This window comes from Roseibium limicola (assembly GCF_017313085.1).
Classification (GTDB): Bacteria; Pseudomonadota; Alphaproteobacteria; order Rhizobiales; family Stappiaceae; genus Roseibium; species Roseibium limicola.
Genome location: NZ_JAFLNF010000005.1, coordinates 32,572 through 51,523 on the forward strand (window position 1 = coordinate 32,572; position 18,952 = coordinate 51,523).

The following is an 18,952-nucleotide window of genomic DNA, read 5'->3' on the forward strand; positions in this document are numbered from 1 at the left end:
AAGATTGTAGATGGCGACTAGCATTCCTATTTCCCTTGACGCGATGGGCGGCGACGTCGGTCCGGAGGTTGTTATCCCCGGCGCCGAGATTGCGCTCGTCCGGCATCCGGACATTCGTTTCCTTATTTACGGTGAGGAAGCCCGCGTCCGGCCTTTGTTGGAAGCCTATCCGCGCGTTCGCGACGCCAGCGAATTTCATCACTGCGATGTCTCGGTCGCCATGGATGCCAAGCCGAGCCAGGCCCTGCGTCAGGGTCGGCGACGCTCCAGCATGTGGCAGGCAATCGAAGCGGTAAAAGGCGGCAATGCCGCCGTCGCGGTTTCTGCCGGCAACACCGGTGCGTTGATGGCGATGTCGAAATTCTGCCTCCGGACGATGGCCAACATCGACCGGCCGGCGATCGCGGCCATCTGGCCGACGTCGCGAGGTGAATCCATCGTCCTCGATGTCGGAGCGACGATCGGCGCAGACGCCCAGCAGCTCATTGATTTTGCCATACTTGGTGGCGCGATGGCGCGCGCGCTGTTTGGTATCGAAAAGCCGTCTGTTGGCCTGTTGAACATTGGTGTGGAAGAAGTGAAGGGCCTTGAGGATGTGCGAACCGCAGGTCGTCTTCTGCGTGACATGTCGCTTCCCAACCTCACCTATAAAGGCTTCGTTGAAGGCGATGACATTGGTCAAGGCGCGGTGGATGTGGTGGTGACCGAAGGGTTTGCCGGTAACATCGCGTTGAAGACTGCAGAAGGCACTGCCAAACAAATCGGCGGGTACCTGCGTGAGGCCATGGGCCGCACCTTGATGTCGAAGATCGGCTATATGTTTGCCAAGGGCGCGTTTGGCGTCCTGCGTGAAAAGCTTGATCCGAACAAGGTGAATGGCGGCGTGTTCCTCGGCCTGAACGGGATTGTCATCAAGAGCCACGGCGGTGCTGACGCAGAAGGTTATGCGGCGGCAATCGACCTGGCCTACGACATGGTGAAAAATCAACTGACCGACAAGATCTCCCAGGATCTTGTGCATTATCATCGCGGTGGCTTCGGTGAGGCGGCTGCAAATTCTAAAGGTGACAAGTGAGCGTCACACGTTCAAGAATTCTCGGCTGCGGCAGTTATCTCCCGGCCAAGTGTCTGACCAACAGCGACCTGGAAAAACTGGTCGATACGTCAGATGAGTGGATTGTCCAACGGACGGGCATTACTCAGCGACATGTGGCAGCCGATGGCGAGTTTACGTCGGACCTGGCGCTGGAGGCAGCGAAAGCAGCGCTTGCAAATGCAGGTGTGGACGCGCAGGAGATTGATCTGATCATTCTCGCCACCGCGACCCCTGACAACACGTTTCCTGCAAGCGCCGTGAGCGTTCAGGCCAAGCTGGGTATCCACCATGGCTTTGCATTCGATGTTCAGGCCGTGTGCTCTGGTTTTGTCTACGCTTTGACCACAGCCGACGCCTATCTGAAGGCCGGTTTGGCGAAGAAGGCGCTGGTGATTGGCGCCGAGACCTTCTCTCGCATCCTAGACTGGACCGATCGGACCACCTGCGTTCTGTTCGGCGATGGAGCCGGCGCCGTTGTACTTGAAGCCTATGAAGGTGAAGGAACAACAGCTGATCAGGGTATTCTGACCAGCCACCTGCGCTCCGATGGGCGCCACAAGGAAAAGCTCTATGTGGACGGCGGCCCCTCGACGACGCAGACCTCCGGATTTTTGCGCATGGAAGGTCGCGAAGTCTTCAAGCATGCGGTTGGCATGATCACCGATGTGATCGAGGACGCCTACGCGGCGACCGGTTATAGCTCCGAGGATCTGTCGTGGTTTATTCCCCATCAGGCAAACCGTCGCATCATTGACGCCAGCGCCAAGAAGCTGGGAATTGATCCGACCAAGGTGGTGACCACCGTCGATAAGCACGGCAATACGTCGGCTGCCTCCATTCCGTTGGCTTTGTGCCAGGCGGTGACGGATGGCCGTGTGCAGCGCGGTGACCTGATCCTGCTCGAAGCCATGGGTGGCGGATTTACCTGGGGCTCGGTAATCCTCCGGTGGTAAGCTCCCTTATTCGCACGCATCCCGATAAAATTGCGCGCTGTTAAGACTTCCTGTTGACCGGTTGCCCTTCAGGCAATACCGTTCAGGGACTGGAAAGTTCTACAGCAAAATCAGCCAGATCGTTGGCACTGCCGGGAGAAGCCTATGGGCAATAGAACTGTTACGCGCGCAGATCTTTGTGAGGCGGTTTACAAAAAGGTTGGCCTGTCGCGCACGGAATCATCGGAGCTGGTTGAGCGGGTTCTTTCGGAAATTTCCGAATGTTTGCTGACGGGGGAGTCGGTGAAGCTGTCCAGCTTCGGCTCATTTGTGGTTCGTGCCAAGGGCGAACGCATTGGTCGCAATCCCAAGACTGGTGAAGAAGTCCCTATTTCCCCACGTCGTGTCATGGTGTTCAAGCCCAGCAATGTGCTGAAGCAGCGCATCAATGACGCCCTGACCGGGCAAGGTTGAGGAACGTCTGGTTTTTATAGATTTTGACCTGGATGCGGAACCACCTTTGCGACCAGGTTGGTGACTGTTTTCAAGCCGTGCCGGGCTTTGCCCGCTGAAGATGACCCTGCTGCATGGGGTCATGGTCTGACGCTGCCCAGGAGAACCTTCCATGAGCTCTCAAGAAAAGGCTGCTGATGCGTTTCGCACGATTAGCGAAGTGGCCGAAGAACTCGACCTGCCGCAACATGTCTTGCGTTTCTGGGAGACCAGGTTCTCGCAGATCAAGCCGCTGAAGCGCGGCGGTGGCCGTCGCTACTATCGTCCTGACGATGTCGAGTTGCTTTGTGGCATCCGCCACCTGTTGTACGGCGAAGGCTACACGATCAAAGGCGTGCAGCGGATCCTGAAAGAGCAGGGCCCGCGTTTCGTCATGCAGATTTGGCGGGAAGATGCAGTCGCCGTTCCTGTTGGCCACCAGATGTCCGCAAACGTTGTTTTTACGCCAGATCAACCGGAGGCCTCCGAGGAGGCCCTGCAGCCAAAGGCTGCCCCTCAGTCTGATGCCATGCAGGCTGCGCCCGAGGTGGCTGAACCTGACGTCTTGCCGGGTGGGCTGATTGCCGAAGATGCACCCGGTTCGATCAAGGAGACACCCACGCGCAGCAGTTTTATTGGTCGGCTACGCGGCGAAAAGGTGGCTGGACCGCAGCAGGTCGCGGCCAGGTCCTTGAGCCAGGAAGAAGTCAAATCGCTTCAGTCGACAATGTTCGATCTGCTGGAATGCAAGCGTCTCCTCGATCAGGTGCGCTAACCAGCCGCTCGGATCCCGACTAAAGGATCAAGACTGGCCAGATTTGAAGCGGCCAGCCAATTTTTGCAAAAAATTCGGGGCTTTGACAGGCAGAGAAGCTGTCTGGTGCATCTGGCCGATACGGCGCAATTCCTCAATCGACATGCGTTCAGACGGACGTGCCCGGCCAAAGGGTCGCAGCGGTTCTACTTCTTCCCCTTTTGGCGTTTCGTCTACATCAGTCATTATCGCCGGCTGCTCGGCAGGGGTTTCTGGCCGCGTGGCGTGCGCGCTCGGCGCTGTCTCTGAGGCGGCTTGTGGAGCCGTCTGCATCAAGGTTGTCGAGGCTTTGGCTCCCTCAGGTGACCGCAGCTGAGAAAGACGGTCGAGGATGGCGGCATCAATTGGATCATTCGGATCGAGACTGTCCTCGTCAATGCCATCGATACTTTGTGCCACCATCACGCCGGTGCCGTCATATTGCTTTACAATAGTCGGGGGGGACACTGAATTGATGCCCAGTTCGGCGCTCTTTTCCAGTTCCAGCCAGATCTTGTCCGGACCTTCCCCGGACCCGTTTTGATAATGGATGCGGATCTTCTCGTTTGCGTCCTTGCCGAAAACATCGCCGTCCGGCAGCAGCTGATTGCGCAGCAGGCAGAACGAGACGAACTGCAGCAACCGCGCGACCATGAAGGCCTCCGGTGCAATACTCGGTCGGAAAGAAACCATGCGCCCAAGCAACCACTGGGAGCCAGAGGCGGTGACGCCGACTGAATGTCCATCCAGGGTTTTGTCTGCATGTACCTCAAAGAGGTGCGGCCGGATAAAAAGGGCCAGCTTGTCTTTCGGCTCCGCTAGCTGGCTGAAGGTTGTCGGCGACAGGATGTAGGAGTTCGGACACCAGAAAACCGCATTGGCGGGGCGCAGCTTCAAGAGTTCCATCACCAGCTCGGCCAGCAAGCTCAAAGTGAAGCGTGCTTCCTCCGCCTGCGAGATGACGCCAAACTCGTCGCCCAGATCAGCTTGCATTGCATCGGGCAACATCGATTGACCGATAAGCCCCTTGCCGACGGAGACGCTGGTCAGGGCATTCGCCTCGGCCACCATACGGGTGGCATCAGGCAACAGCGCGTTTGGCGCCTGGGCGGGAATTGCTGCGTTGAAGCGGGTTTTGTCGATCAACGGATCACTCTGAGTGATCAGAACCCGGTAGTCGCCACACAGAAAATACCCGTCCACTTCCGTTGAGGGATCCAGAAGAGTGCAGGCTTGCGGCGGGATGTCGAATTTCTCGCACACCCTCGCGACCATTTCCGCCAGTGCCTGGGTCGGAATAGGGGCGATGTCGCAATGCAAGACATCGCAATCGAAGGTTTCTGCGGGATGCGTTTTCATGTGGCTCAAGACCGAAACGGGGAACAGTTACGGTGATGATGACCTTGAGGTGTAAAGTGCCTGTTAAGATTGTTGAAATGCAGACTCAATCGTCTCGCGATGTGCATGGGTGGTGTCAGGCAGGCGTCCACCGGATGCCCAGGGCCTTGGGCCCACGAACAGAAAGCCCGCGCTTGTACTCCGGTGCTGTGATCAGCTCGACCTTGGAAAAGCGCCGCAGCAGGGTGGAGAAGATGATATCCATGTTGAGCCGCGCCAGGTGATTGCCGAGGCAGAAATGAGCGCCGCGACCGAAGGCCGTATGCCAGTTGGACATGCGACCCACATCGAAGCGGTCCGGCTCTGAAAATTGCGCAGGATCACGGTTGGCAGCGCCGTAAAGCACACCGAATTTTGTACCTTGCGGGAAGGTCTGCCCGGCGATCTCGACCGGAGTGGTGGAATACCGATGAAAGAAGGGCAGGGGGCTCTCGAACCGGAACATTTCCTGCACCGCCGTCTTCATCAGGCCCGGGTCTGCGCGCAGGCGCTGCATTTCATCGGGAAAGCGCAACAGAGCGTGCAGGCCACTGCCGAGCACATCGATGGTTGAGCCATGCCCGGCCATCAGGATCAGCATCGCAGTGGAGAAGAACTCGTCCTCATTCATGTGTCCGGCCTGCTCGGCCTCGATCATCAGCGACAGCAGATCATCTTCAGGTTTGGCAAGACGCTTGGCCTTCAGGCCTTTCAGGTATTCGTAGAATTCGGTGGTGTTGCGCTCGGCCAGCTCCTTGCGGTCATCGGATCGGTCGATGTCGAAGAACTGCACGATGTTTTCAGACCAGACACGTAGCTGCGGGCAGTCCTCATCCGGCACGCCGAGGATCCGACCGATGATGTGGCCCGGCACATGGGCTGCTAGATCATCGATGAAGTCGATCTCGCGTGTCTCTGCGAGGCTGTCGAACAACCTGTCGACGTAGGTCTGTATCTCGTCTCTCAGCCGCCCCACCATCACGGGGGTGAAGAGCTTGAACACCTGCTTGCGCAGCCTGTCATGCACTGCGCCGTCGCTATCGAGCAACGAAAATTGCACAAACCTGGAATGATGCGGCATGTCATGCCAGTTGCCGGCGCGTTTTTCTGCCGCGATGTCTTCTGCCGTCGCCACGTGCTCCAGCGAGCGCACCATGGAGCTGTCCATGGTGATGGCCTGCACATCCCCAAACCGCGCTGCCAGCCAGATGTCGAAATCCTCGAAATACGTCAGGCCCGGTTGGGCACGCAGCGTGGCGTAGGACGCATAAGGGTCCTGCGCGAAGTCTTTGGAAAGCGGATTGAATTGCATCTGGCTGGCTGAGGTCACTGCTGGCGGGTGGCGTGGAATTCAGCTTCAAGCTTAGGCGATTTAAAGCGGTAGACCAAGAATTTGCAGGTCAGCAGTCATGGCTATCCAGCACAAATCAAGTGGCGGACGTTGCATCCAGAAGCTGATGCGCGCGGGCTGACACCTGTCGAAAGTGAGGGCGGCTGTGGAACGAAAAGCGTGGGGTGGAATTTGATTAAGGCGGGTGGTGAGAAATTGACCTGCTGGATCAACAAGGAGAGCCGATGGCGGAATAGCGCCTTGGCGGGGTTTGCAAATGACCGTTGATGACTTGAAGTTACATTTCGAACAGTTTGTGAAATCAGAAGAATTTCCTTGCGTAGGTGCAAAGTCCGCGCTCGCTCGCGGAACGATGGAGTTTCTGGTCGTCGAGGCAATCGATACGGCCGTCACAGACCTCGATATCTATAAAGCCGTCCATTCCTTCGCGCAGAGGCTCGATCTGGACTCGCCTGTGTTGCAGACCTTGGTCGTTCTGTTCCGCCAACGCGATGCGCTATCCGAAGCGGCCTATGAGGAAGCGATGTGGGACCGCATTCAATGTCTGCACAATATTGATGTGGCGGCTGGTGAAAATTGGAACAAGGGCGTCGACCCTGATCCGGAAGCCAAACATTTTTCTCTCAGTCTTGCTGGCGAGGCATTCTTTGTTGTCGGCCTTCACCCGAATTCCTCGCGCCCGGCGCGACGGTTTGATCACCCGGTTATGGTCTTCAATTCGCACAGGCAATTCGAGGGGCTTCGAGCGGATGGCCGGTTCGATAAGATGAAAGAGATCATCCGCGCTCGCGATACGGCCTTGGCCGGAGATATCAACCCCATGCTCGATGACTACGGGAATTCATCAGAAGCCCGTCAGTACAGCGGACGCGCGGTCGACAGTTCCTGGAAATGTCCATTTCAATACAAGGAAATCTCCCTATGAAATGTCGAATTTCACCACGGAGTGGGCAGGCCTTCGAGTTGAGGGCCGGACAGTTTCTGACGGTCATAGACCCTGAAGGCGAACAGGTTTCTGATCTCTTGGCTTACCGCCTGTATGATACGCAAGAGTATATTTCCTCCGGCCGAACCATCGACTACGCGTCGCGCATGTTTCTCACAACAGGTGATCTGCTTTATTCCAATCGTTCGAATCCGATGCTGGAGATTGTCGGAGATGACGTGGGGCGGCATGATTTCACCCTCACACCGTGTTCCTGCGACACCTTTCGGATCATTTACGGTGATCAGACGCCGCATCATGGGTGCCAAGGCAATCTCGAGCAGGCGCTGGCACCTTATGGGATAACGTCAGATCAAATTCCCATAGCTTTCAATGTTTTTATGCATGTGGAGGTGAACAGTGAAACTGGGGAAATCAAGGTTCTTCCACCCAAGAGTAAGCCGGGTGACCGTATTGCGTTTCAGGCAAAGTGCGATCTTGTCATCGCCATGACCGCCTGTTCGGCAGGTCAGTCCAACAACTTCCGATATAAGCCGATTGACTTCGAAGTCAGCGATGTCTGCCCGGATTGGGTGCAGAAAAAGCCGGCAGAGGAATTGGTGGAAGTCGCTTGAATACCCGCCACAAAAGCCTTGGGCGTCACGAAAAAAAATCAGTCCGTGCTTGGCTTTGGATATCGAAAGGTGGGTGTTCAGGTATCTTGAAGCAATACTGACTGGAGCCCGGCCGACCATGCATCAAAAAACAATGGGTTGGTGTAACGCGCAAGAACGGATGGCACTGAGGGGAATTGCGGGAATAGCCAGGATTTGACGCCAATTGGCGATTTACTGCCGTTTAAGGGGCGATCAAGCCGCAACTTGAGAAATACGGCGCGCAAGTTCGGATGGCATGCACCGGCTGGAAAGCCGGCCTGGTCGCTGAAGGCATCCAAAAATACTTCGTGAATTCAGCCATCGCGATATTTCAAGCTGGGAACCGGGGTCCGGGTGAGCTTGCGTGTTCTCATACCAAAAAACGTCCAGACTTTCAGCATTCTGGCGCAGCCATCAATCTGGCGGCACCTGACCAGGGGGGAACTGGTTCGCCGCGCGGTTCCATATTGCACATTATGCGAATCCGGGATGTAGGATCAAAGCAGACTTCGGATTTTCCATGCACAGTTGGTGGTGGTGAGGACGGAGTGGTGGTTCTCTATTCCTCTATTCCTCTATTCCTCTAGTCCAGTTTCCTGAGTCTCGGCCTGTTCTACTTGCTGGCCAATCCAACAAAAAAGCTGAAAGAATTTCTCCATTTGCTCCGGCAGTAGATGAAATTCAGGCTCTCCACTACCGTCAAAAGTTGCGCCATCGTCGTGATGTAGAGCGTTACGAATTCTTCGATACAGGTCAATCCCCGCCGAAAGCTCTTCTGGTATCGTAACTTGATGATCCGTCAGCCAATTTTTAAGTGTGTATTTTCGAGAAAGCTTAACTTTTTGATCTTTCAGCCATTTCTCAAGGCAGCCTTCATAACGGCAGAAGAACGCCCAACCCAACTCCACCAGTTGGGATTCAATTTGATTTTTGTTGGAGAACTCCATCCCATTATGTTTGATTGATCCAAATTGAAGGGCATTAGACGAAGGCAATGCGCGAACCGCATGTAGGTATGCAGCTCTTGAGTGCATTAGGTTATTCTCAAGTGTTTTGGCGCTCATCGTACGTACCCCGATTTCAAATAGCGATACTAAGTAGAATAACGATAGCAGTTTCTGGAGTGGAATGAAGGGGACTCAGACTGGGCATTAGCTACAGAAAGAACAAATGTTAGCTTTGGCTTCCCAGCCATCAGAGGCGTTTCATAAACGGCCTTATGCGCAACGGTCGCGGGCGAACGTCTGTAAAATAGGTTTTACAGCCGCCCATATTAGATTAGTTGTTCCTCTATCACTTTAGCCGTTCAAGAAGGTTGGCGGCATGCGCAATCCAAGTGAGATCTGCCCCGAACGAGCCGCCGATCGCTTTAAATATCGGAGCGTTGGCCACGAGGAATGCCCAAGCCACATTGATTGACTCCGAACTAGCGCCGACCAAGGCTCCACCTGGGATGCTGCCGATGACTGCCTGTCCGGCGATAGTTGCAGCTGTAAACGCGCTAACGCCCTTTATTAGTGACAGTGTTAGGTTGCGGAATGTAGCTGCCGCGGCTTGATTTGAGCGTTCAGGTTGCGGACCGTAACCGATCCCTTCGGCCGCTTCCGTCACGTGATTCATAACATCTTTACCGAAGAGTTCGGGGGCTGCATGCACCGCATCTGCAAATCGCCGTGCTGCATTTTGCATCGCATCGGTTTCTTCCGGCGTCCTGCGAAATGCTTCGGAGCTCTCCGCGAGCTCGCGGCCTTCTGGCTGAGCCATGATATATGCTCCATGAAGCTCAAGCACGGAGGATAGGTGCGCTTCCGCATCGCTTGGAAGTGGTGGCAGGTCATCCCTCGCAATGGCGTGCTGCATTGCTTCCGTGGAGTTTGCGAGACGCACACCTCGCGCATAGATCTGAGAAATCGAGACCGCCTCGGCGTTGATCGCATCCGCGTATCGGTGTGCCGCTATCCTTAGGTCAGTATGCGCGTTGGTTCCCGCTATCGAATTTAAGAGGTCGCCGGTGGCTGCGCCCAACTCGTCGAGCAACGGATAACCCTCGGTAGGAACAGCCACATCAGATGGCCGAGCCAAGTGAATAAGGCCATCTTCGCCCAAACGAAACGCTGGTTCTGAATCCGGATCACGTAGGTCTCGTATCAGAGTTTCTAGCTCGTGTGCGATGTCGGTCAGGTCGTCATTTCCGAGAGGTTCAATTGCAGAGTCATCGAAATCATCGTCACTCGGGACCGGCGCCCACTCTGTCAACCCATCTGCTTCGATCACTTCAACCGCAGCATCGATAATTTCTTCATCTTCACCCGGGAAAATGTCTTCCAGTACTTCTCGCGCGTCGTAGGGGCCTCCCCAAATCCACTGGTAACCACCTTCAGCGCTTTCATATGGAAGGCGCATCGCCGGATCTTCATAATGTCCAAAGAACCATTCTATTAAGGCTTCAACCCGATGATCACGGTCCTGTTCTTCGGCGCTCTCATAATCCTCGTCGTCCTCATCTGTTTCTTCTTGTTCAATGCCAAAATCAATATTCACCAAAAGTTCATGAGGACCTACGTTGGTGTTTCGGGCACTTTCCACGCCAGTTGGGTATTCCCAAATTGACCAGACAAGGTCGCCAAGTTGTGGATGTTCAACGACTGCTAAATGTGTGGTCTCCGTTCCCATGGCACGTTTCTCATGCCCGGTTGCGCCAAAGTCGAGTAAGTCTGCTTCAATTAGGTGAACTTCACCGGTTTCAGCATGGCGGACAAGGGCGGTTCCTTGGGAGTAAATCGTCATAACATTTTCTAGTCAAAAATATATTGAGGCAGCGGCATTAACCGAGATGGGTCGGTTGTGAGGGATAATTTTGTCTACTTTTAAACGTATTTTCAATCCCGGTCCCAAATGCTTGTCATCGAATATCCGCCCGAACACTCGACGACCGCGGCGCGTGCAGGGGAAGCCGTGTTGGCTAATACTGTCCAGGACAGCGTACTGCTGGCGAAGCCCAGGATAAGGCCGAACGTCAGGCCTGCGTAGAGTTTTCCATTGTGTTCTGTGCTTTGGTCGATCCGTTGCCTGATCACCGACGCCAACCGCTCGTCCCGCATTATACCGCCCCGCCAATTCTATTATGGGTTGCATAATATGACAAAGTGCAACCTAGTCAATTTTGACGAGGGCGTTCTCAGCTCGGGGAGGGGGAGACCTTAGTCGGATGTGTCAGAAGCGCGCTTTAAGCGCTCGGCTTCGAACTGGATCACTTCGGTGACAGCTTCGTCGTTAACACCTTCTCGGCTGACCAGGTAATCCAGCATTTCGACAGCCTGGTCCGCGACGCTTTCCGGCTTCGTTTTGCGAGGGACGGTTTCCCAGAACGTGGCGGTGATGTTCCAGAGGATCTTGCGGATATCAGCCAGCGTCGTGTTTTCGATCTTCACATCGCCGCCGACGAACATACTGCCGGTGCCGGTCAGAAGCCAATGTAGGTTGACGCCCAAGGCGGATCCGTAGGCTGAGAAGACTGGGAACGACGGTTCTTGCTCTCCTCGCTCATATCGGGAGACGCTATTGGCACTAATGTCCAGCCTCCGGGCGAGCTCAGCTCGATCCGGGTTGCCAAGCGCTCGTCTTACGTCCCGCAACCTCTTCGCCAAAGGCGTACTAGGCTCATTTTCAGGTCTGGCCAATACGTCACCAATAAATACCGTATCCGGTATTTACAAAATACCGGATACGGATTAAACATTCTCTTATCGGCTCGATAGTTCGCGCCGAGTTATCACACCAAACTCACACGAAAACGGCTTGCTGCAACAAACCGTTTTCGGAAGCGAGGCACCCAATGGCGAAGCCGCTTCAGGTTCCACCGAACGGATGGGACAAACACTCGATCAAGGCCGAGTTGCACCGCCAGGGCATGACCTTGGCCAAGCTCGCAGAGCTGGAGGGGATGACCCCCAACTCGTTTTCCCACGTGTGGACCCGTCCGGTTCGTAAAGCCGAGAAAGCCATCAGCGACTTTCTCGAGCTTCCTCTCAAGGAACTCTGGCCAGGCCGTTATCCCATCAGGACCTCACGTATCCTGCATAGCAGATACGACAAGCTGCAAGCTAGCCAGAAAACCCGGCCCACGCCGGACAGAAAAGCGGCCTGACACAGGTTATCCGTCCGGATGCAAGGGCATTCGGACCAGATCAGCACATTCTCATTCCCTTTGATCCTTCAAAAGAGGTAATGAAGTGACGGCGTATCAATCCATCAGAGTTTCGCTGATCGACATTCCCAAAGGGCGCTTGCGGGAAATCGATGGGGATTGGGCTGACTGCCTTTCCGGCATGTTTCTGGAAACCGGGCAGAAGACGCCGATCGATGTCATCGCCACGGAAAAGCGGTTCACGCTTGTTGCCGGCGCCCATCGTCTGTGTGCAGCCAGGCTGGCAAAGTGGAAAGAGATAGACGCGCGGATCCTCAGCCCCGCGAGCGAGCAGGCCGCTGACGAACTGCGACTGCACGAGATCCTTGAGAACATCGCACGGAAAGACTTCAACGCCCTGGAGCGCTGTGAAGCCTTTTTCGAGATGAAGCGGATCTATGAGGCGTTGCATCCCCAAACGAAGAACGGGGGCAAGCGTGGCAATCAGCACACCGGTGGCCAAAAGAGGCAGATGGCAATCTTTGCCTTCTGCCAGAGTGCCGCCGAAACGACTGGCCTTTCTGACCGCTCGGTCCGGCTCGCCGTCCAAATCTGGGAAGGCTTGGCCCCGGCGTCTCGCGAGCGGCTGAAGGGCACGCCATTCGCCGTCAGACAATCCGATCTCAAGGCGCTCTCCGACCTGGACGAGGACACCCAGTCAAAGGTTCTGGACATCCTTGTCGGTCCGGTTCCCAGGGCCGCTTCGATTGCAGATGCCCTGGTGATCCTGCATGGCCGGAAGCCGCTGACGGCTGCGGAACGGATCTTCCGCACTGTGTCCGACAGTCTGGTCAAGCTCCCCAAGGCAAGCCGAACGGTTCTGTTCCGAAACCACAAGGACGAGATCATTGATCTCGCAAGACGGGAAGGGTGGTTCAATGCGTAAGTCCCGTGATCCCTACACCATCGACATGTTCACAGGCTGGAAGCCGCCGCGGGTCAGCGTGGGGTTCGAGCCCGGCGCAATCCCCGGAAAGCGGCTTTCCTCGCGGATCAGCCGGGCGGTTTCGAAGGCCTTGAAGGACTGCGGCAAGGACCGGCTTACGATTGCCGGCCTCATGAGCGAACAGCTCGCAGCGCCGGTCTCTGTTGCCATGCTGGAGGCCTATGCCTCCGAGGCGAAGGTCGATCACAACATCACGGTGGAGCGCTTCGTTGCTCTTGTCCGTGCAACCGGGCAGACAGCACTTCTCGGGTTCCTGGCAGATGAGTTCGAACTCGCGGTTATTCCCAAGCGCTACGAGAACGTCATCGAACTGGCGCTGATCGAGGATCACCGGCGCGAGATCGAGGGAAGAGCCAGGTTCCTTCAGGCACAGATCCGGAGCGCCAAATGAAACTCTGGCTGACCGCTCAGGAACTCGCCGATCTTGGCCTGGACGGATTTCCCGCAACTAAACGCGGTGTCCACAAGGTCATCGAGCGCGAGGGCTGGGGAGAGACGGACCTCGCGCGCAAGCGTGAAGGCCGGGCAGGGGGCGGCGGCTTTGAATTTCACATCGACCTTCTGCCACTGCCTCAACGTCTTGCCTATGCCGGTTCCTTTGTCCGCATCGAACAAAGCGATTTCCTCAATGAGACCGATGTCAGCCTGACAACAGCGGAAAGGACGGCGCGGGATGCCAAGGTCATCGTCCTGAAGGTGGCCGAGCGGTTCCGCAAGACCTGCGGGATGGGAGCGACCGCGTCCGATCACCTGTTTTCAGAGCTCTATCTGGCGGGTGAGGTTCCGGTTCCAGGCTGGGTCACTGACGCGATCAAGCGCGTGTCGATCCGCACACTGGCCCGTTGGCGGCGCCAGATGCGGCTGGACATCAACCGGCTTGGTTCCGATGCCTCCAAGGCACGCAAGGGCACGGGCGTGCTGGAGCGGGCAGAAGGCGGGCGTCTGAAAAACTACTGCCTGGCTGTGCATGCCTCCAACCAGTTCCTGAGCGCCAAGCATATCCGCCACACGGCGCTTGCGGAGTTTGGCGAGACCATTTTGGTGGAGACGACGCGGGGACAAAAACGGGTGCCAATGCCGCCTTTGAGGACGTTTCAAAATGCCCTTAAAGGCTGGAAATCCGAGTATCGCAACGAGCTTTTGAAGATCACCGACCCGGATGCCTATCGCAGCCATGTGCAGTTCGCCATGACGGGAGCACACCGGGTCGAGCGGCTGAACCAGAAATGGGAAATCGACGCTTCGCCGGTGGACGCCATGACCACGGATGGTCGCAAGAACCTCTACATGGCGATCGACCTTTACTCCCGGCGGGTCGTTTTACTGATCTCTGACACGGCCCGGGCATCGGCGGTAGGGCTCCTGATCCGCAAGTGCCTCCTTGAATGGGGCGTTCCGGAATTGATCAAGACCGACAATGGCGCCGATTTTGCCGCCCGTGCCACCGTGCGTCTGCTGGATGCACTTGGCATCGAACAGGAGTTCTCCGCGCCCTATACGCCGCAGCAGAAGGGCACGGTCGAGCGCGTCATCGGCACCTTCCAGCGCGACTGCTGCGCACCGCTTCCCGGTTTTGTCGGCCATTCGGTCGCCGATCGGAAGGTGATTGAAGCGCGCCGGCAATTCTCCGATCGGCTTGGCACGGACGATGCCAAGATGTTCCAGGTGGAACTCTCCGCTGGCGACCTCCAGATAGAGGCGGACAGGTGGGCGCGCGAACAATACGCGCATAGCCCGCATGAGAGCTTGAAGCGCAGGACGCCCTTCCAGATCGCAAACAGCTGGACCGGCGACGTCAGGGCGATCAAGGACCCGGAATGCCTTGATGTTCTTCTGGCACCGGTTCCGGGCAAGGACGGCCTTCGAAAGGTCACCAAGCAAGGCGTCAAAGTTGACCGCGAGTATTATCTGCCGGTCTGCGGGGTGATGCCGGGCGCTGAGGTGCTCTGCCGACATGATCCCTCCGACATTGGCCGGCTCTGGCTGTTCGAGCCGGATGGCGAGATGTATCTGGGCGAAGCGGTCAACCCGGATCTGGCCGGCCTCGATCCGGTTCATGTGGCAGCTCGGGTCAAGGCTCTGCAGAAGGCGCATGAGAGCGAAAAACTCGCCGAAATCCGCAAGGAAAAACGCAAGATCACACCGCGCACGGTGCTGGAGGCGCAGCGCTCGGCCTATGCGCAGAGTGCGTCGGTCCTGGCTTTTCCGCAGCGCCGCGAGCCGCATGTCACTCCCAAGAGCCTGGCTGCGGCGGACGTGAAAAAACGCCCCGAACCACGGGCGCTCTCGGATGCTGAGCAGCAAATGATGGAGAGCCTGAAGGCCGATGCCGGACAGGCACCGGCGCCTGTCCACAAACTGCAGTCGATGGAAACCCCCGAAGCCCGGTTCAAGCGCGCACTGGCGTTTGAGGCCCGCCTGGCACAGGGCCAGGCCCTTTCCGATGACGATGCACTCTGGCTGACCGCCTATCAGGCGGGTCCGGAATATCGAGCTCACCGGCTGATCTGGGAGGACCGGAAGCCGCAGAGAAACGGCGTGTCGCCCGCGTAAATCAGGGCAAGGAGTGGGCCTCAAGGGAAAATCCTCGAGGTCTCGTAGTCAAACCTGAGATGGAGTTAGCGATGGGGGACAGAGATACGTCTTTGAATTCGGGCGGGCTTGCAGCACTCAAGAATGTGGCACGGTTCCTGGCACTGGTAGAGACGCTGATCCACCGGGGACCGCATCTGCCCGGCATTGGGGTGTTCCACGGGTATTCCGGTTATGGCAAGACCTATGCCTCGATCTATGCCACCAACAAGCGCCGGGCCTTGCGTCTTGAAGTGGGCGACAGTTGGACCCGCAAGAAGTTCCTGGAGAACCTTCTGGCCGAGGCAGACGTCAGGCCGCAGCGCTCGACAATCGCGGATCTGACCACCGAAGCGATCATGGCTCTGGGCGATGATTTCGAGCGCCCGCTCATTATCGATGAGGCAGACAAGCTGGCCGACAAGGGCATGCTGGAACTGGTGCGCGAGATCCAGGAGCATTCTCAGGTTCCGGTTCTGCTGATCGGCGAAGAACAGTTGCCTGGAAAACTCATGAAGGTGGAGCGCGTTCACAATCGGGTGCTGGATTGGGTTCCGGCCGAGCCTTGCGACCAGGACGACGCCCGCGCTCTGGCGGACCTCTTCTGTCCGACCCTCACCTTGAGCGATGACCTGATGGATCTCCTGGTCGACAAGGCTGCGGGGCGGGCCCGGCGGATCGTGGTGAACCTCAACAAGATGGGGGAGCAGGCTCGTAACACCCGCCAGCAGGCCTTCGATGCCGGCAGCTTTGACGCCGGCTGGTTCTATACGGGCGAGCCACCGCGCCGCATGGCCCGTCACTCAGCAGTGAGGGTTGCCTGATGCCGATCCAGCTGGAACTAAGGGTGACCGCCGGGACACCTGTGCAATGTGGCCGGGACTATTATTGGAGCGTGATCCGCGATCTTGGCAAAGAGAACCATTTCACGCGGGCCGAGATTGCGAAGCGTGCAAATGATCCGCTCGACAAGGGGATCGACGACTTCCTGCGCCGGCTCAAAAAGGCCGGATACATCGAGACTGTCGATACCATTGAAGGCACCTACGGTCTTGAGACGCACAAAGGCAAGATCCGGCGCGAGGTTTACCGGCTGCTGCGCCGTCCGAGCGCAACACCAATCCTCAACCAAGATGGAACGGCCGGGGTCCTCGGCCTTGGCCAGCTCAATATGTGGACGGCCATGCGTAGCCTGCCGCAATTTACCAAGCAGGAGCTGGCGGTCACATCGAGCACCGACGACGTGCTGGTTACCGTCAAATCGGCGCAGAGCTATGCGGGGCTCCTGGAAAAGACCGGGTATCTGCAGGTGCTGCGGCCCGGCGGTGCGGCGGTTGCCCGGATCTGGCGGTTGAAGCCGTCCATGAACACGGGGCCGGATGCCCCAAAGATCCTGAAATCAAAGATGGTTTATGACCCGAACCGTCGCGAGATCATGGGACGGCCTCTGGCACAGGAGTGCGCAGCTTGACCCCTCCCACCATGCACGAAAAAGCGGCCGCTGCCTGGAATGGCCAGCTGCCCGAGTGGGTCAGCGAACTGGCAAACCTCGCCGACCGTGACGGTCTGAACGCCTGCGCCAGGCGGCTTGGCTATTCGGCGGCAGTCATCAGCCAGACGATCTCGGCGAAATATCCCGGTGATCTTTCCAAGGTGGAAGACAAGGTGCGCGGTGCGCTCATGGGAGCCGTTGTCGACTGCCCGATCCTCGGGGAGATCGGCCGCGATACCTGTCTCTCCTGGCAGAAAAAGCCCCGTGCCGTGACCAATGCCATGCGCACGAAACTCCACCGGGCCTGTCGGTCCGGTTGTCCTCACTCACGACTGAAAGAGGTCAAACATGCTTAGCCAAGATCTCACGTCCCTGGCCAGGATGGCTTTTATGTCCATGGAAAGTGACAGCACCGAGGATTTGAAACGCAGCCTCATGTTGGTTGCCGAGAGGATCCAGGCAGGCGCCGACCAGGCTGCGCATCTGGAAGCAGCAAGCGTAGCGGTTCGCCCGACCATGATCGACTTGAGCGATGAAAAGATCGCGCTGTTTCCGGTGGCAAAGCGTCCTGTGCCGATCCGCAAGCCGGAGGGCGCAGCATGAGAGGGCATGTCATCAAGTCCTGGACCGAAATCGATCTGGCCTTGCTGATCGGTCTCTATGCGATGGGTAAGGACTTCGAGTTTATTGCGCGCAAGCTGAACTGCACGCGCGGCGAAGCCATGGGAATGATCGAAAGCTGGCGCGCTGTGCGAAAGCTCGGGCAGGGGCCGGCGAGCCTGCTTCGGCGCCGAATGGCTGCGCCGATCGAGGAAACGGATCAGATCGATCCCATGGCGGGGGGAGCGATCGGCTCGCGTCGCTACCGCGCGAAATCGTCGGCTTCCAACATCCGGGCTTCCATAGGCCCCGATGTCACGGCGCAGCTGATGGGTGATCCGGATCCCGATCGCCGAGCACGCATTGCTTCAAAGGAGGTTTGACCCATGGAAGACACGAAGGACGACGGCACCGTGCTTGTAGAGGGCAAGCCCTATATGCGCGATGCGAAGAACAACCTGGTGCCTCTGGAGCTGATAAAGCCCCAGACCAAGCTGGAGGACGAATTGGTCCGCAAGGTGATGGGCTATGCCGAAGATCTTTCTGCGCAGCTTGCCCGTTTCCGCGGGCATACGTTCACGGATCTTGGAGAGTTCGACGCACTCCTGCGCCAGGAGTACGGCCAGGCGAAAGGCGGCAAGAAAGGCAATCGGACCTATCAGAGCCTGAACGGCTGTATGAAGGTCCAGGTGCAGGTGGCGGATTTCATTGACTTTGGTCCGCAGTTGCAAGTGGCCAAGGGGTTGGTCGATGAATGCCTGAACGAATGGTCGGCAGATGCGCGGCCGGAAATTCGGGGCATTATCACGCGCGCATTCAACACGGATCGGGAGGGGCAGATCAACCGATCTGAAATCTTCATGCTGCTGCGGCTCGATATCGAGGACGAACGCTGGCTGAAAGCCATGGAGGCGATCCGCGATGCCATGCGGGTGACCGGCTCCAAGAGCTATGTCCGCTTCTACCGGCGGGACGATCCGGAAGCGGCCTGGGAGCCGGTCACGATCGATCTGGCGAAAGCGGCATGAGAAGCCTGAAAGCGAACATCTGGAGGAACCAATATGACGACAAGTCAAGCCGATAGCGATCTTTTCTGGAACCATGTTCGCGCTGTTGGGCGCCGACTAGAAGCTCATTTCCGGCCCGAAAAGTCCATGGAATGGGTCTGCACGCCCCATCCCGAACTTGGGAATAGGGCTCCGGCGGCACTGGTCGCGCAAGGGCGGGTCGAACTGGTCCTTGAGTTGATCGACAAGATGGACGAGCGCAGCTGAGATGTCCCACCTCACCAACCCGAGTGTGTACGAGTTGAGTGAGACTGCTGAACTAAGACGGCGGCGCAAAGAACTTCTGGGTCTTGCGCACCGGCGCCGCCATCGCCTGAGCCGATTGCCGGAACTGACCGGCGCGCTAAAGACCGTCACCACGGAGCTCTTGAAACAAGAGCTGGTTGCCAGAACGGCCCCCGAGCCACTTGGCGACGCGGGGGCGGTGGGAGACGGGAAGAACGGCTTTAGTTTCTACAAGGATTGAGA

At 57.3% G+C, this 18,952-nt stretch carries 23 protein-coding genes; 18 read left to right on the forward strand and 5 right to left on the reverse strand.

Annotated features, from left to right (window positions below; translation table 11 throughout):
• Nucleotides 1-10 precede the first annotated feature (10 nt).
• The 4 genes from plsX to J0X15_RS12275 all read left to right on the forward strand — a co-directional run bounded on the left by plsX (nt 11) and on the right by J0X15_RS12275 (nt 3,295).
• A complete protein-coding gene (gene plsX / locus J0X15_RS12260) occupies nt 11-1,075 on the forward strand; it encodes a phosphate acyltransferase PlsX (RefSeq protein ID WP_206941126.1) in 1,065 nt (354 codons plus the stop codon).
• On the forward strand, nt 1,072-2,049 hold the full coding sequence (locus J0X15_RS12265; RefSeq protein WP_206941128.1) for a beta-ketoacyl-ACP synthase III: 978 nt from the start codon (nt 1,072-1,074) through the stop codon (nt 2,047-2,049). Before plsX ends, J0X15_RS12265 begins: the two co-directional genes overlap by 4 nt.
• A gap of 144 nt (nt 2,050-2,193) precedes the next feature.
• Entirely contained in the window at nt 2,194-2,502 is a 309-nt protein-coding gene (locus J0X15_RS12270; protein WP_206941130.1) for an integration host factor subunit alpha, read from the forward strand.
• Between the two features lie 151 nt (nt 2,503-2,653).
• A complete protein-coding gene (locus J0X15_RS12275) occupies nt 2,654-3,295 on the forward strand; it encodes a MerR family transcriptional regulator (protein WP_206941132.1) in 642 nt (213 codons plus the stop codon).
• A 27-nt stretch (nt 3,296-3,322) separates the two neighbouring features.
• On the opposite strand, the gene J0X15_RS12280 is transcribed toward J0X15_RS12275, so the two are convergent.
• Together J0X15_RS12280 and J0X15_RS12285 are read right to left on the reverse strand one after the other, a co-directional pair.
• On the reverse strand, nt 3,323-4,672 hold the full coding sequence (locus J0X15_RS12280; RefSeq protein WP_206941134.1) for a hypothetical protein: 1,350 nt from the start codon (nt 4,670-4,672) through the stop codon (nt 3,323-3,325).
• Between the two features lie 115 nt (nt 4,673-4,787).
• Nucleotides 4,788-6,002 (reverse strand): cytochrome P450, encoded by a 1,215-nt coding sequence (locus J0X15_RS12285; protein WP_209015305.1) that lies wholly within the window; start codon nt 6,000-6,002, stop codon nt 4,788-4,790.
• Nucleotides 6,003-6,297: 295 nt separating this feature from the next.
• Between J0X15_RS12285 and gntA the strand changes: the two genes are divergently transcribed.
• Nucleotides 6,298-6,966, forward strand: coding sequence for a guanitoxin biosynthesis heme-dependent pre-guanitoxin N-hydroxylase GntA (gene gntA / locus J0X15_RS12290; protein WP_206941137.1), 669 nt, complete (start codon nt 6,298-6,300; stop codon nt 6,964-6,966).
• Nucleotides 6,933-7,601, forward strand: a complete 669-nt coding sequence (locus tag J0X15_RS12295) for a DUF1989 domain-containing protein (protein WP_206941139.1) — start codon at nt 6,933-6,935, stop codon at nt 7,599-7,601. The genes gntA and J0X15_RS12295 overlap by 34 nt, the downstream gene beginning before the upstream one ends.
• A gap of 596 nt (nt 7,602-8,197) precedes the next feature.
• Here the strand turns inward: J0X15_RS12295 and J0X15_RS12300 are convergent.
• The 3 genes from J0X15_RS12300 to J0X15_RS12310 form a co-directional block, all read right to left on the reverse strand.
• Nucleotides 8,198-8,686 carry a hypothetical protein gene (locus J0X15_RS12300; protein WP_206941142.1) on the reverse strand — a complete coding sequence of 163 codons (489 nt, stop codon included), beginning with the start codon at nt 8,684-8,686 and terminating at the stop codon, nt 8,198-8,200.
• Between the two features lie 229 nt (nt 8,687-8,915).
• Nucleotides 8,916-10,409, reverse strand: a complete 1,494-nt coding sequence (locus tag J0X15_RS12305) for a hypothetical protein (RefSeq protein ID WP_206941143.1) — start codon at nt 10,407-10,409, stop codon at nt 8,916-8,918.
• A 413-nt stretch (nt 10,410-10,822) separates the two neighbouring features.
• Nucleotides 10,823-11,302, reverse strand: a complete 480-nt coding sequence (locus J0X15_RS12310) for a helix-turn-helix domain-containing protein (RefSeq protein WP_331461914.1) — start codon at nt 11,300-11,302, stop codon at nt 10,823-10,825.
• A 155-nt stretch (nt 11,303-11,457) separates the two neighbouring features.
• On the opposite strand from J0X15_RS12310, the gene J0X15_RS12315 reads away from it, so the two are divergent.
• The 12 genes from J0X15_RS12315 to J0X15_RS12370 all read left to right on the forward strand — a co-directional run bounded on the left by J0X15_RS12315 (nt 11,458) and on the right by J0X15_RS12370 (nt 18,950).
• On the forward strand, nt 11,458-11,769 hold the full coding sequence (locus J0X15_RS12315) for a helix-turn-helix domain-containing protein (RefSeq protein ID WP_206941147.1): 312 nt from the start codon (nt 11,458-11,460) through the stop codon (nt 11,767-11,769).
• Between the two features lie 85 nt (nt 11,770-11,854).
• The gene (locus J0X15_RS12320) at nt 11,855-12,694 is read left to right on the forward strand and encodes a ParB N-terminal domain-containing protein (RefSeq protein WP_206941149.1); all 840 of its coding nucleotides are present in this window, start codon (nt 11,855-11,857) and stop codon (nt 12,692-12,694) included.
• The gene (locus tag J0X15_RS12325; protein ID WP_206941151.1) at nt 12,687-13,145 is read left to right on the forward strand and encodes a hypothetical protein; all 459 of its coding nucleotides are present in this window, start codon (nt 12,687-12,689) and stop codon (nt 13,143-13,145) included. The genes J0X15_RS12320 and J0X15_RS12325 overlap by 8 nt, the downstream gene beginning before the upstream one ends.
• Nucleotides 13,142-15,307 carry a DDE-type integrase/transposase/recombinase gene (locus J0X15_RS12330; RefSeq protein ID WP_206941152.1) on the forward strand — a complete coding sequence of 722 codons (2,166 nt, stop codon included), beginning with the start codon at nt 13,142-13,144 and terminating at the stop codon, nt 15,305-15,307. The genes J0X15_RS12325 and J0X15_RS12330 overlap by 4 nt, the downstream gene beginning before the upstream one ends.
• Before the next feature lie 71 nt (nt 15,308-15,378).
• On the forward strand, nt 15,379-16,149 hold the full coding sequence (locus J0X15_RS12335; protein ID WP_206941154.1) for an AAA family ATPase: 771 nt from the start codon (nt 15,379-15,381) through the stop codon (nt 16,147-16,149).
• Nucleotides 16,149-16,796 (forward strand): hypothetical protein, encoded by a 648-nt coding sequence (locus J0X15_RS12340; protein WP_206941156.1) that lies wholly within the window; start codon nt 16,149-16,151, stop codon nt 16,794-16,796. The genes J0X15_RS12335 and J0X15_RS12340 overlap by 1 nt, the downstream gene beginning before the upstream one ends.
• Complete coding sequence (locus J0X15_RS12345) at nt 16,793-17,173, forward strand: transcriptional regulator (RefSeq protein WP_231710401.1); 381 nt, start codon at nt 16,793-16,795, stop codon at nt 17,171-17,173. Before J0X15_RS12340 ends, J0X15_RS12345 begins: the two co-directional genes overlap by 4 nt.
• A gap of 34 nt (nt 17,174-17,207) precedes the next feature.
• Complete coding sequence (locus J0X15_RS12350; RefSeq protein WP_206941157.1) at nt 17,208-17,420, forward strand: hypothetical protein; 213 nt, start codon at nt 17,208-17,210, stop codon at nt 17,418-17,420.
• Nucleotides 17,417-17,800 (forward strand): hypothetical protein, encoded by a 384-nt coding sequence (locus tag J0X15_RS12355; protein WP_206941159.1) that lies wholly within the window; start codon nt 17,417-17,419, stop codon nt 17,798-17,800. Before J0X15_RS12350 ends, J0X15_RS12355 begins: the two co-directional genes overlap by 4 nt.
• Before the next feature lie 3 nt (nt 17,801-17,803).
• Nucleotides 17,804-18,445 (forward strand): DUF3164 family protein, encoded by a 642-nt coding sequence (locus J0X15_RS12360; protein ID WP_206941161.1) that lies wholly within the window; start codon nt 17,804-17,806, stop codon nt 18,443-18,445.
• 33 nt (nt 18,446-18,478) lie between these two features.
• Complete coding sequence (locus tag J0X15_RS12365; RefSeq protein WP_206941163.1) at nt 18,479-18,691, forward strand: antitoxin Xre/MbcA/ParS toxin-binding domain-containing protein; 213 nt, start codon at nt 18,479-18,481, stop codon at nt 18,689-18,691.
• 1 nt (nt 18,692) lies between these two features.
• Complete coding sequence (locus J0X15_RS12370) at nt 18,693-18,950, forward strand: gas vesicle protein V (RefSeq protein ID WP_206941165.1); 258 nt, start codon at nt 18,693-18,695, stop codon at nt 18,948-18,950.
• Nucleotides 18,951-18,952: the final 2 nt, after the last annotated feature.